This window comes from Xenorhabdus bovienii SS-2004 (genome assembly GCF_000027225.1).
In the GTDB taxonomy this organism is placed as follows: domain Bacteria; phylum Pseudomonadota; class Gammaproteobacteria; order Enterobacterales; family Enterobacteriaceae; genus Xenorhabdus; species Xenorhabdus bovienii_C.
In genome coordinates this window covers 1,416,204-1,429,193 of record NC_013892.1, presented here as the reverse complement: position 1 = coordinate 1,429,193, position 12,990 = coordinate 1,416,204, and the positions used below count along the sequence as shown (strand labels likewise).

10 protein-coding genes, 1 tRNA gene and 1 pseudogene are annotated in these 12,990 nt (G+C 44.6%); 3 read left to right on the top strand and 9 right to left on the bottom strand.

The window, feature by feature from the left end:
• Positions 1-85 precede the first annotated feature (85 nt).
• From XBJ1_RS06280 to XBJ1_RS06265, 4 genes are all read right to left on the bottom strand, one after another.
• Positions 86-161, bottom strand: a tRNA-Phe gene (locus XBJ1_RS06280).
• A gap of 129 nt (positions 162-290) precedes the next feature.
• Positions 291-863 (bottom strand): division control transcriptional repressor DicD, encoded by a 573-nt coding sequence (gene dicD / locus XBJ1_RS06275; RefSeq protein ID WP_012987982.1) that lies wholly within the window; start codon positions 861-863, stop codon positions 291-293.
• Between the two features lie 18 nt (positions 864-881).
• On the bottom strand, positions 882-2,633 hold the full coding sequence (locus XBJ1_RS06270) for a protein-disulfide reductase DsbD (protein WP_012987981.1): 1,752 nt from the start codon (positions 2,631-2,633) through the stop codon (positions 882-884).
• Between the two features lie 213 nt (positions 2,634-2,846).
• Entirely contained in the window at positions 2,847-4,148 is a 1,302-nt protein-coding gene (locus XBJ1_RS06265) for an anaerobic C4-dicarboxylate transporter (protein ID WP_012987980.1), read from the bottom strand.
• 686 nt (positions 4,149-4,834) lie between these two features.
• Here XBJ1_RS06265 and XBJ1_RS19595 point away from each other — a divergent pair.
• Positions 4,835-5,519: pseudogene (locus XBJ1_RS19595) on the top strand (transposase).
• 161 nt (positions 5,520-5,680) lie between these two features.
• Here the strand turns inward: XBJ1_RS19595 and XBJ1_RS06255 are convergent.
• Positions 5,681-6,232 (bottom strand): 3-isopropylmalate dehydratase small subunit, encoded by a 552-nt coding sequence (locus tag XBJ1_RS06255; RefSeq protein ID WP_012987978.1) that lies wholly within the window; start codon positions 6,230-6,232, stop codon positions 5,681-5,683.
• Positions 6,229-7,527: a 3-isopropylmalate dehydratase large subunit gene (locus XBJ1_RS06250; protein WP_012987977.1), complete on the bottom strand. Its 1,299-nt coding sequence runs from the start codon at positions 7,525-7,527 to the stop codon at positions 6,229-6,231. The genes XBJ1_RS06255 and XBJ1_RS06250 overlap by 4 nt, the downstream gene beginning before the upstream one ends.
• A gap of 289 nt (positions 7,528-7,816) precedes the next feature.
• Here XBJ1_RS06250 and XBJ1_RS06245 point away from each other — a divergent pair, with 289 nt between their 5' ends.
• Entirely contained in the window at positions 7,817-8,737 is a 921-nt protein-coding gene (locus XBJ1_RS06245) for a LysR family transcriptional regulator (RefSeq protein WP_012987976.1), read from the top strand.
• A 55-nt stretch (positions 8,738-8,792) separates the two neighbouring features.
• On the opposite strand, the gene XBJ1_RS06240 is transcribed toward XBJ1_RS06245, so the two are convergent.
• The 3 genes from XBJ1_RS06240 to XBJ1_RS06230 form a co-directional block, all read right to left on the bottom strand.
• A complete protein-coding gene (locus XBJ1_RS06240) occupies positions 8,793-9,572 on the bottom strand; it encodes an L-threonylcarbamoyladenylate synthase (RefSeq protein ID WP_012987975.1) in 780 nt (259 codons plus the stop codon).
• Positions 9,573-9,810: 238 nt separating this feature from the next.
• Entirely contained in the window at positions 9,811-10,737 is a 927-nt protein-coding gene (speB, locus tag XBJ1_RS06235; RefSeq protein WP_012987974.1) for an agmatinase, read from the bottom strand.
• A 390-nt stretch (positions 10,738-11,127) separates the two neighbouring features.
• Positions 11,128-11,448, bottom strand: coding sequence for an integrase core domain-containing protein (locus XBJ1_RS06230; RefSeq protein ID WP_012987973.1), 321 nt, complete (start codon positions 11,446-11,448; stop codon positions 11,128-11,130).
• Positions 11,449-11,923: 475 nt separating this feature from the next.
• Here XBJ1_RS06230 and fepB point away from each other — a divergent pair, with 475 nt between their 5' ends.
• Positions 11,924-12,970, top strand: coding sequence for a Fe2+-enterobactin ABC transporter substrate-binding protein (gene fepB / locus XBJ1_RS06225; RefSeq protein ID WP_012987971.1), 1,047 nt, complete (start codon positions 11,924-11,926; stop codon positions 12,968-12,970).
• Positions 12,971-12,990 lie beyond the last annotated feature (20 nt).

Sequence of the window (12,990 nt, the reverse complement as noted above, 5' to 3'; positions counted from 1 at the left end):
TCATTCAACATCTTATTAACTATTGTTTGTTTTTCGCGCCTTTGTCAGGAAATTTAACAACCTCTGACAAACCCGCATAAAATCTTGGTGCCCGGACTCGGAATCGAACCAAGGACACGGGGATTTTCAATCCCCTGCTCTACCGACTGAGCTATCCGGGCTAACGGGGCGCATTAAACCGTATTCAGCTAAATCCGTCAATGACTTTCTGCGAAAAAACCGTGAAAAACGGTCGTTTGCTGTATTTTCATCCCAATTTAGAGTGATTATTCAGATTGGGCTGCTTTTTATTAACTGAATGCGCCATTTTTTCGGCATTTTGCAATGGTCAGAATATCCTGTGCCAGCAATTTTGCCGTTATTACATCTTCAAGTTCTCTTTTTACTAATAGTTTGCTGAGGCATCCCTCAAGGATCAGTTCCATTTGTTTGGCAACCCGTTCACTGTTTTCGATCTCAAGTTGCTGTAATAACTCTACGGTATAATGAAAAGAATTTTGTTTTTGTAGCTCTGCCAATTGGTGGATCGGATGCTCTGTATCAGGGAAGACACTGCAAGCTGCAATGAACAGACAACCCGGATAACGCTGTTTCTGTACTTTTTCCTTGAGGGTGTCGTAACGTGCCAGTAATTTTTGCTCAGGGCTCAAAACCTCATCTAGCAGGATCTGGCGCTGCCAGATTTCAATCTGCTGACCGTGATGGCGCAGGCAATCGTAGAGCAAGGCTTCGCGATCAGGCCAGAAATGCTTTATTTGATTGATATCAACTTTCAGGGGAGTTAAAAGCGTCTCCAATGTTGATGACAGGCCATGCTGCTCAAGTAAAGTCAGGGCATGACTAAGAACATATTCACGTTGCACAATTACTCTCCTTTTAAATTATTTTTGTAGATGCTGTAAATGGCGGCTAAAGCGTCCTGCATCCATGAAACCACTGACTCGTGAATCGGGTAGCTCTTTTCCATGAGCATCAAAAAACAAGATAGTGGGAAGCCCCAATACCTTCAATTTATCCAGTAATTCTTTCTGTTTTGAACCGTTCTCCGTGACATTTGCCTGCAATACGAGGAATTGACTCAATTGCGCCTGCACTTGTGGATCGGGGAAGGTGTATTTTTCAAATTCCTTACACGCTACACACCAATCTGCATAAAGATCCAGCATGATGAGTTGATGACGGTTCTTGGCTAGGATCTGGCTTAGTTCCTGCCAGTTACTGACTTGCTGAAACTTCAACGATGGTTGCTGTTGTGTCGTAGCTGAATTTCCCCATACCCAATCCTGTATGGGGCGGGAGGCGATGAGTGTCAGCACCAGTAAGATGAGTTGCAGGGTGCGTAGCCAGCCTTTTTTGCTGTTTAAGGTCAATGCGAAAGCCCAGCCAAGGAAAGCGATTGCCAGCAAACTCCATAGTCTTATGCCCCACGTATCACCAAGTACACGCTCCAATAGGAATACAGGGAGCGCCAGAATAATGAATCCGAAGGCTTCTTTAACGTACTGCATCCACGGGCCTCTGCGGGGCAGGAGTTTGTGACCGAATAGCGTGACGGCAATAAGTGGCAGGCCCATGCCAAGAGCATAGAGGTAAAGGGTCAGCCCGCCAAGCAGGGTATTACCGCTTTGGGCGATATAAAGTAAAATGGCACTGAGGGGAGCGGTAGTACAGGGGGAGGCGATCAGCCCCGCCAGGATTCCCATGACGAATACGCCAATGTAAGAGCCGCTTTTTTGTTGGTTGCTCCAGTCAACTAAACGAGTCTGTACAGAAGAAGGGAGCTGTAATGAGTACATCCCAAACATGGACAAGGCCAGCAAAATAAACAGAATTGATAGCCCCACCAGAATGTAAGGGTTCTGCAATGCAGCCTGAAACTGCAATCCGGCGGCGGCAACGATCAATCCCAACACGGTATAAGTGAGCGCCATTCCCTGTACGTAACTCATTGCCAACCAGAAAATGCGTTTTAAGCTATCGGGTCGCCGCTGTCCTAGAATAATACCGGAAATCAACGGATACATTGGCAGAACGCAAGGTGTAAAGGCAATGCCAATCCCAATCAGCAATGCCCATAATGGTGAAAATGGCACGTCAGGTACGTTGGGAGGGGATTCTTCCTGCGGCAATGATGCCTTCTGAGATGTCGTTATGTCAGGTTGTTTTGCGGCTTCATTGGCTGAAGGAGCCGAGGCAATAATGGCTGACAATGGCACAGTTATTGTCTCTGGAGCATAGCAGAATCCGGCTTCTGCACAACCTTGGTACGTGACTTGCAAATTGGAGTCATTGGAGGCAGAAAGGATAGGGGCGTTAATCTGTGCTGAACCAAAATGAACCTTAGTCTTGCCAAAAAACTCATCTTCGTGATCTACCGATTCGGAGAAATTGAGATGACCCAACGTTGCTTTTATCGGAGTGATAATGAACTGCTTTTGATAAAGGTAATAACCGGGTTTGATATCCCAGTTTAGTGTAAGTTCGTTGCCTTTCTGTTGAAAATCAAACACGAATGCTTGGGCTACAGGAAGATAGCGATTTTGTCCCGGCTGCTCAAACAGCGCATTGGCCTTGACAGGAGAAATAGCTATACCACCCAACAGCAGAAACAATATGAGAATACGTTTCATCATAAGATAATCTTTGACCTGTCTGTATCTTGGTTCATAAAATTTGCCAGAGTTAGCATGATATCTGAGTTAGAACTATAACTGATGAAACTCATGGCAGAAAGCGACTAGCCTAATATTAAGGCAATAAGCGGGTTATTTTAAGAAAAGGGTTTGAGGCGGGAATATTTCAGGGGTGTTTAAGCCCCTAAAATAACATACTGAAAATTTGGATAATTACAGGATCATACCACCAACTAGGAAACCGAATGTCACGGCTAATGCAACAGCAATGGTACCCGGAATGAAGAATGGGTGGTTGAATACAAAACGCCCAATACGAGTGGTGCCGGTATCATCCATCTGCACAGCCGCAACCAGAGTCGGATAAGTTGGCAGAATAAATAGGCCAGAAACCGCAGGGAAAGAGGCGAGAGCCGTCAGTGGTGTGACATGCAGCGCCAGTACCATGGGCATCAGAGCCTTCGCGGTTGCTGCTTGCGAATAGAGCAGAGCAGAGCAGAAGAAGAATATAACAGCCAGCAGCCACGGTTGGGCATGAATCAAACTACCCGCGGTTTCTTTAATCCAATCCATGTTAGCTTGAACAAATGTATCTCCTAACCATGCGACACCCATAATACAGATACACGCGCTCATACCGGCTTTAAAGGTGCTTGAATTTAAAATAGCATCGGTATTCACTGAGCAGATAACCGTTGTGAGGGTGGCGATGCTTAACATGATAATCAGAATCGCGCTGGTGGTATTTACCAGTGGTTTTTCAACTAAACCAAGGCTTGGACTGTTAATAATCGCATAAATAACGATCCCAACTACCCCTAACAGAAACAGCAGTACAGAGAGTTTAGCTTTTGGCTTGATATCAACTTTATGACTGCCGCGTAGCTCAATTAGGCCATCTGCAAGGCGTTTTTGGTAGACAGGATCGTCAGACAGTTTGGAATCAAAAAACCATGAGACAATGAATGACATCAAAATAATTGCAGCAAACGATGAGGGAATAATGACCATCAACATCTGAATATAGCTGACACCTTGCCCTTCCATGACAGAAGACATATAAACTACGGCTGCGGAGATTGGCGAGGAAGTCAGTCCAATTTGTGCGGCTACGACAGCGGTTGATAGCGGTCGGCATGGTTTAATGCCTTGCTCTTTTGCGACTTCGGCAATGACAGGTTGTGTTGCCAGAGAGATATTTCCTGTTCCCGCCAATAGCGTCAAGCAATAAGTGACGATGGGTGCGAGGATAGTGATGTATTTTGGATTTCTGCGCAGTAGTTTTTCTGTTTGTTGAACTAGATAATCTAGCCCCCCAGCCACTTGCATGACAGAAATAGCGGCGATGACTCCCATAATGATTGAAATAACGTCAAATGGAATGTTTCCCGGCTTGATTCCAATTGTGGCCAATATTAAAACACCAAGTCCTCCTGCAAATCCAATTCCGATTCCCCCTAGTCGTGCTCCCAAAAAAATGGCCAGCAGAACGATAACTAATTCTACGGCTAGCATGTTATGTACTCCTTAGTTTATTTAATGTTGTGAAAATTTATTGTTAAATTTTTGTATTGTTGATGAAAATAAAAGGCATTCGAACCCACTGAGTGAATGAATTGATCACTAAAAATATTGTATTTCATTAAGTCATCATCAAAACGTTTTACTTTATATACTGGATATTTTTCTTTATTAAGTAATTTAATAAAGATTACATCATTATACTTTGTTTTAACACAAACTTTTCACGTTTTTATAAGTGTAAATTATATTTAATTTTTGATATAAAAGTGAGTTACGATTCATAATTAGGAATAGCATAAATCATGTATCTATAGCGTTAGGCATTAAATTACGATAAGTAATTTCAATGTGAATACTGTGCTGCTGTTAATGTATAAAACATTTTTAATGTGATGCTTGTTAATCTAAATGTTCACTAAATCACCTTGATGTTATCAAATGGCAAGAGATATGAAGTATTTTTGATGGTTATAATTAGGTATAGAGCCTGTAAATTAAATTGTGTATTTACCTTATCTTTGCTCATCAAGAATGTTGTGCTTTAATAAATTCGGGCACTTTGGTAAAGGAATGAGTGACTTTAACTAACCTGAGTTTCGTTTAAGAAGAGAACTAAAGCGCCTGAGGGACGATCAAAGTTTTGTCAAAGAAAACTGAATAGTAAGACTCCTCAGGCTATGACTACTTTAGAAGAACTTTATTGCTGCGTCGATGATTTCTGCCAAAAATTTAGCCCTCTCTGGCATCAACAACTTATCGAGAATGGATTATGTCAACGTAGGCGCTCCTTTTTCCTTTCTCTCAGCGAGGTTATGACGCTCCTCATTTTATTTCATATGAGCCATTACCGGAATTTTAAATGCTTTTATCTCGAGCATGTCATCCTTTATCTGCACAAGGAATTCCCGGGATTAGTCAGTTATACCCGTATGCTTACGTTGAAAAAAAGAGCACTTATTTCCCTGCACACATTCCTGTCATCACGTAAAAGCCAAACCGCAGGCATTGCGTTTATTGACTCAAGCAAAACTGGCTGGTTTTATGGTTTTAAACTTCATTGGCTTATTGATGATTACGGGGCGCTTTTAGCGGTTAAATTGACGCCCGGTAATACGGATGATCGTCAATCGGTTAAGACACTATTGAATGGGGTAATCGGACATGTATATGGCATCAAAGGTTATCTTTCACAGGCACTGTGTGATGAGCTTACCGCAGAAGGGAATAGAACATTCAAGACACCGTAGTGTACTCGGTTTTTTGCTCGAAGTGGTGTCAGGATTAATGGCTTACACTTTTCAGCCGAAAAAACCGAGCCTGAATTTACGGAGTTCTGAACGGGCTCTTCTTAAACGAAGCTGAGGCTAAATACTCTATTTGAAGGTTATGGCAATCAATATTTGCAATTAATTGTTCTTGAACACTTAATAATAAATAAGCGATATGATATTAAAAATAAAAACTATTTATATTTTGAATTCAAATAGCCATCTATTATTACTTTAAATAGATGGCCATATTTATTATTTTATCCTGCCTGTCATCCGGGCATAAGAGAATAATCCACCCGCCGCGACAATATTCGCCAGTTCGCCAACCGGATCGGTGGGATATTTTTCACTATTTTCCAGCAAAGTTACTGTCTGGTTTTCAATATCAATCTCAATACGATCGCCAGTGACTAATTTGTCACACAAGCGTTCCTGTGCAGCAACGGGCAACAGCTCTCCGGTAGAAACGCAATTACGGAAAAAGATACGTGCATAAGACTGTGCTAAAACCGCTTTCACACCTGAAGCGCCCAATGCAGCGACCGCATGTTCACGCGAAGAACCACAACCAAAGTTCTGTCCTGCCACAATAATCGGGTACTTTGCTTTGCCCTGTTCTTCATCAATAAAGGGCAGAGATCCTTCCGGTAATCCACACATCGCTAATGAAGCTAGTTGAGCGTATCCTTCCGGTGTTGAGGGGTTTACCTTGAGGTATTCAGCCGTCAGGATCTGATCGGTATCAATATTGTCAGTCAAGACATAAACTGTGCCTCTGATGATGTTTTCCTGCAACACACTCATAAAAACTCCCCCGGATTAGTAATACGTCCTGTAATGGCTGCGGCAGCTACCGAGTAAGGTGATGCCAGATAGATATTGGCGCGTTTATGCCCCATTCGCCCGACAAAATTACGATTGGTTGTAGAGATGACCGATATCGGATCATTCACTCGGCCAAAGGTATCCGGCGGGCCACCACAGCAAGCCGCACATCCTGATTCCGAGGAAAGTGTCACTCCGGCATCAGTTAAGATCTGATAAACAGAAACACCATCAATCTGGGTGGTGATTGTCTTATGAAAAACCTCTTTGGTAGCAGGGACAGCATAAGTAGGAATGGAGACTTTATTACCCTTAATGACACGAGCGGCCGCAATAAAATCTTCCAGTTTACCGCCGGTACAGGAGCCGATATAAGCCTGAGAAATAGCAACGTTGGCTATTTTCTCAATCGGAACGACATTATCCGGTGAATGAGGTTTGGCAATCATCGGCTGCATATCGGAAACATCGATGTTTAACACCCGGCTGTATTCTGCATCCTCATCCGGATAAACAATCTCAAAGGGAAGGTGGTTTCTCTCAGCCAGATAATCAAGGGTGGCCTGATTAGGCACCATAATGCCATTCTTGGCTCCACACTCAACCACCATATTGCAAATGGTCATGCGTTCTTCTACAGATAATTCATCAATGACATTACCGCCAAATTCGATAGCTTCATAAGTTGCGCCATCAACCGTTAACTCTGACAATACCGCCAGAATCATATCCTTGGCCAACACGTGCGGGGGCTTGGTTCCGGTAAAATTCACTTTGATAGAAGTCGGAACTTTGAGGGGAATTTCCCCTGTACCTAACGCATAGGCAGCATCGGTAATGCCCAGTCCAATGGCGAACGCGCCAAAAGCCCCCGCCGTAACGGTATGAGAATCGGTTCCCAACAGGACTTCACCGGGGCGAGTATGCCCTCCTTCCGCCAGACCAATATGGCAGACCCCTTTATAGTTTGGTGTTCCCACATCATAAAAATATTTGATGTTCTGCTCGGCGGCAAATTCGCGCATTACGCGAATGTTTTGATTGGCCTGCGGGTCAGCAGAATAGACAAAATGGTCGGGGATAAGAATAAAGCGAGTCGGGTCCCATATTCTGGCATCTTGGCCGAACTCTTTTTTAAATACACTGGCGACTCCCGGTGTGCAGGGATCATGAGACATCAGGATGTCCACTTTCGCCCAAACCACTTCACCTGGTGTGACCTGCTCACGGCCACTCGCTCGTGCGAGAATCTTTTGTGTCATAGTTTGGCTCATCTCACATTGCCTCCGAAAGATTAAAACACATTAAAAAAATAGAAGTCTTAACGACATTACTAACTCTTATAGCAGGGAAATACCATTGTTGAGCGCACTGTTTCTCTACTGGAACAGTTGTTCTTCTGAGGGGAAATTCCTGCGCTTTTATTCTGACACCATTTTTGCCGCGCAGTTTAATGCCTGGTTAAAATACCACCTTTATCTGATTGAGTAATATTGGCCTTTCTCCATAACATCTGTGATATGTTAGGCGGAGATTCCCCCAAGTAAATCATCAGGCTATTTCATGAATAATATCGAAAATCTTACTTCGATGGTGATCTTTGCCCGCGTAGTAGAAACACTGAGTTTTACTGAAGCTGCGAAATCATTAAGGCTGTCTAAATCTTCGGTCAGTCGTGAGATCGCACAGCTAGAAGTAAGATTGGGTACTCAGCTACTCAATCGCACCACGCGCAAAATTCAAGTGACGGAAGTCGGACTGAGCTATTACCAATACTGTTCCCGTATTCTTAATGAAGCCAAAAGCGCCGAGCGTTTTATCCGCAACTTTCATGACGAGCCGATGGGAAACCTGCGCCTGATTGCTCCGGTATCCTTTGGCAGTCAGTGTATCGTCCCTGCCCTGAATAACTTTATCGCCAGAAACATTCATGTCAGCGTTGATCTGGAACTGACCGACAGAACCATCAATATGACAGATGATAACTACGATATTGCAATTATTGTGGGACGAGAAACTCCGGATCATCCACTTGTTATGCCCCTGATTGATATCACTTGGGGGCTTTACGCTACACCAGATTATATGAGTCAGTTTCCGCCGATAGAAAAGCCCGAAGACCTGCCCCGCTACGATTATCTGCTGTTCCGTGGCCCTGCCCATACGATTTCCCTGCCGTTCCGTAAGGAGAGGCAAAAGCTCGATATTGAAGTTCGCAGCCGTTTTCGCATCAATAACAGCGTGGCGTTGATGAGTTCGGCGCTGTCCGGTGCAGGCATTGCTTACCTGCCGGATTACATCGCCCACGAATCTGTAGCAGAAGGCAAACTTGTCCGGCTACTGCCGGGATGGCACATGGATATTTATCAAACCTGGATGATGTTTAAATCAGAAAACACACTTTCTGCACGTGTGCAGCTATTTGCCGACGCTTTGCAGCAGAAACTACAGGGTGATCTCGGGGACAGCAAAAGGGAAGAATAGACAGGGAAGATCAGTGCGGGTGTATCCATAACAATAAATACACCCGCAAGAAAAATCAGTAATAGTTACCGTGACGGTAGTCCCAGGTTGTGAAGATATCAGACATCATCACCATGATCTTATGCACATCCAGTCCCTTACGGATCAATACCGGACACGGGGTGATATCGCGCTGACCATTCTGCATCGGCACCAATGCCCCGTTGTCATCCACCATTGAAATCATTACTCCCTGTTCATAGCGGGTCTGCTCTGTTTCGTTTGGCTGGATAGATTTAACGTAGTGGTTGGCATCAATAATCAAGTCAGCACGTTCTTCAATGCGCTCACCGATACACTCCACCAAGCCACGGTTACCTTTACCAGATGGGTTAGCCGAGCTGGCAAAAGAGAATTTGCCGTAGTTTTCCCACAGGGCTTTTGCCAGAATTTCGCCCGGTTTACCGAATTTAATCACGAAACAACTGGTGCCACGGCCATCCATCATCAGCGCCTTAGAACCATCATCAGGAATACGGGCGACAGCGTCTTCTTTCCACGGCAGGATGCAGCCCAGCAACACATCTGCATCCCAATGTTTTTGATACAGCTCTTCGATTTCCGGGTTAAGCTGAGCCAATTCTTTCAACTGTTCGAGAGATCCACATAACACAACGCCGGGTTTGTTGCGATTACGCTGCTTGGCTTCGAATTTACGCTCCAGACCTTGTGCGTCAGAAGTCATAATAATGTAGCCCACTTTGGTCGGGCAGACGATCATTCCACCCTCGTTGGAAAGGATCTCTACCGCTTCCTGCTGTAATCCATTATTCCATTCAATTTTTTTATTGCTCATGCTTATACCTTTTACCGGAATGAAGAATTGTTAATTAATCGGTTAACGCTGGAAGCCCGCTACCAGTCGAATGTCTTTGCAAACATCCTAGCGGAGTTTTTCGCAGCTGCAATATCCGGTCGTGGTTTTACTTGATTGTTTCAATTTGGGAACAATAAGTGAGGAATTCAGGCTACTTGAAACAAAGATCCCCCGCTGGCCACGGGGGGTCTTTGTAATTGAATGGCTTAATCAAAAACTAAACTGCTTTTTTCGACGCCTGCAAATACAGCAATTCCAATCCAATCGTCGCTGCTGCCAGAGCGGTGATTTCAGACTGATCATAGGCAGGAGCCACTTCCACCACATCCATGCCGACGATATTCAGGGGTTGCAGACCACGCAGGATTTTCAGTGCACGATCAGACGTCAACCCGCCAATCACTGGCGTCCCTGTACCGGGCGCAAAAGCAGGATCAAGGCAATCAATATCGAATGTCAGGTAAATTGGCAGATCACCGACAACGTTTTTGATTTGTTCAACAACAGCATCAACGCTACGATCGTTGACCTGTGCCGCATCCAATACAGTAAAACCATTGTCAGTATCGTGTTCGGTGCGAATACCGATTTGCACCGAACGATGAGGATCTATTAGCCCTTCGTTAGGTGCATGATAAAACATCGTACCATGATCAAACTTGCTGCCATTCGGATAGGTGTCCGTATGAGCATCAAAATGAATCAGTGCCATTTTGCCGAAATGTTTAGCATGGGCGCGCAGTAATGGCAAAGTGACAAAATGATCACCGCCGAAAGACAGCATTTTCTTACCCGATGCCAGCACTTTTTCAGCATGTGCCTGCAACTTGTCGCTCATGTCCTGAGCATCACCGAAGTTAAAGACCAGATCACCGCAATCCACCACATTCAGGCGTTTGCGCAAGCTGAAGTCCCACGGCCAGCGACAGCTTTCCCACGCCAGATTAGTCGATACCTGACGAATAGCGGCTGGCCCATGACGGCTGCCGGCACGCCCAGATGTTGCCATATCAAAAGGCACACCGGTAATCACCCATTCTGCATCACTGGAATAAGGCTGGAAATTCAGCGGAAAGCGCAGGAAACCGAAGGCATTTGAAACCAAAGAGTTATCAATTTGGTTCCCTAAGGAGCTAATACTCATGATATATCCTCAAAAGTCCCGCGTTCACTAAATTTCAGCAACCCGGAACTTGATTACGCTAAAAGATTACTCTTACAAATAATCCATAATTTTAAATTTAATTTAAAAACAATTAATTAAACATAAATCACAAACAAAAAAAGCCGCAAATGTGTACACATCCATAGACAAACAAAAAAAGCACCCAGATCGCCCTGATTCAGCGACTGATTCTATAGTATTAAACATGTTTTGCGCTTGCCACAACTTTGATTAATTCACATCGAGTGCCATGACCGATAGCCACCTAAAACGGTAATTGTCAACATAGTTGGCACCATTAATGAATTTAAGCAGACCGTTTTTCTCGCTCGGGATTCAACGTCACTGTTTCTACCCACTGCCAGTTTCTTATGCGGCGCGACCCGCGTTACGGGTGTGTGAGCTTAGCTTGAAAACGGCATCCCGCTGTTTTAAAATCACTTTGTCTTCACCTCTGTGCCGTTGACCCGGTGTCACATAATTTATCCCGCTATGACGGTGTTCCTCGTTATACCAGTCGGTAAAATTATCCCCCCAGACACGCACTTGTGTCAGAGCATTGAAGCCGCTTTCCGGCCACGCCGGCACATATTTCAGCGTTCGGAACAGCGATTCTGCATAGGCATTATCATTGCTGACTCGTGGGCGGCTGTGTGATGGCGTAAGCTGGCATATTCCGGCTGGTGACAAACGGCCAATATCTGTTGCTCTTCTTCTGGGGTTGATCGGTTTGCCGACTTGGGCCGGACAGCCAACGGCCGCCGGTCTTCCGGACTCTTTTGCCAGCGCCGCTAGGTGCGCAGGCTCAAAGGGATCTCTTTAAGCGCGACCGTCAACCGGGCACCCGCCTCGGCCGCCTTGCTCACCGCATCCCTACTCGCTTTCGAAAATCCAGACTGTATCCCATCTCGCTTTATCCCCTGTCATTTGAATTGAGATATTCATGCCATATTAATATGATTTACATATGGAATTAATGGATAAGTCTTTGTAAAAAAGACCCCATTTAATGGTAATAATTCCCATTTTCATTTATGGTTGCGTTATGTGTCCTTACTTCTGGATAAAATGTACTCTTTCCCTTTATTCAAATAGGTTGAATGAAAGTTTTGGGTATTCCCATGCCAGAATTCTATTTACGCTCTGATGATTAAGGAAATTAAAAATGCAGTGCAAATTTACTTTTTCCTATTACCGATTAATCACCGTTCTTTTTGCTTTTATCGCACTAATTCTTACCAGTGGCTGTGATAAAAAATCGACAGAAATTAAAGCCGGACATCCCCAACCTTCTGGGGAAACCACCAGCATGGCGGGCTGGCCACGAACCTTCGAAACAGTAAAAGGTCCTCTCACATTAACACAGCCACCTAAGCGTATTGTCTCTACCAGTGTGACGCTCAGTGGCACTTTGCTGGCTATCAATGCCCCTTTAATCGCTTCAGGCGCAACCGGTCCAAATACCGATGTGGCTGATAGCCGAGGATTTTTTATTCAATGGGCCAAAGTCGCTTATGAACGAGGTGTAAAGCTTCTCTATATCAGTGAACCCAATGCCGAAGCTGTTGCGGCTATGGTGCCAGATCTGATTGTTATTTCAGCGACGGGAGGGGATTCAGCCATGAAGCTGTATGAACAACTCTCAACCATTGCACCCATACTGGTTATTGATTATGGCGATAAGAGCTGGCAACAGCTTGCCCTGCAACTTGGGCAAATAATCGGGCATGAAGCTGATGCCGGGGAAATCATCGCGCGCTTTGAGCAACGTTTGCAGAAAGTGAAACAAGATATCACCTTACCCCCGAATCCCGTTTCTGCATTTGTCTATTATGCTGACGGGAGAGGTGTCAATCTTTGGACGCCATCATCTGCGCAAGGGCAATTATTGCATCAACTAGGTTTTACACTCGCCACATTACCGACCAACCTGAAAACAGAAACCAGTATGGGCAAACGTGAAGATATCATTCAGCTTTCTGCTGAAGGGTTAGCAGATGGTTTAAACGGCCAATCTTTTATGCTATTCGCTACCAATGACAGCACAATTCAAGTTGTGAGTGCTAACCCTTTTTTACAGCACCTGCCTGCTGTCAGTACCCAACGCCTCTATGCGATGGGGCCGGATACTTTTCGCTTAGACTATTACAGTGCAAACAATATGCTTGATCGCATTGAACACTATTTCTCAAATCAAGAATTAAAAAATTAGTCGGTTCAAAAAATAAATAT

Coding starts and splice junctions, on each gene's coding strand:
- XBJ1_RS06265 (WP_012987980.1), bottom strand. CDS start 4,148: ATGCTAGCCGTAGAATTAGTTATCGTTCTGCTGGCCATTTTTTTGGGA.
- fepB (WP_012987971.1), top strand. CDS start 11,924: ATGCAGTGCAAATTTACTTTTTCCTATTACCGATTAATCACCGTTCTT.
- XBJ1_RS06245 (WP_012987976.1), top strand. CDS start 7,817: ATGAATAATATCGAAAATCTTACTTCGATGGTGATCTTTGCCCGCGTA.
- speB (WP_012987974.1), bottom strand. CDS start 10,737: ATGAGTATTAGCTCCTTAGGGAACCAAATTGATAACTCTTTGGTTTCA.
- XBJ1_RS06270 (WP_012987981.1), bottom strand. CDS start 2,633: ATGATGAAACGTATTCTCATATTGTTTCTGCTGTTGGGTGGTATAGCT.
- XBJ1_RS06250 (WP_012987977.1), bottom strand. CDS start 7,527: ATGAGCCAAACTATGACACAAAAGATTCTCGCACGAGCGAGTGGCCGT.
- XBJ1_RS06255 (WP_012987978.1), bottom strand. CDS start 6,232: ATGAGTGTGTTGCAGGAAAACATCATCAGAGGCACAGTTTATGTCTTG.
- XBJ1_RS06240 (WP_012987975.1), bottom strand. CDS start 9,572: ATGAGCAATAAAAAAATTGAATGGAATAATGGATTACAGCAGGAAGCG.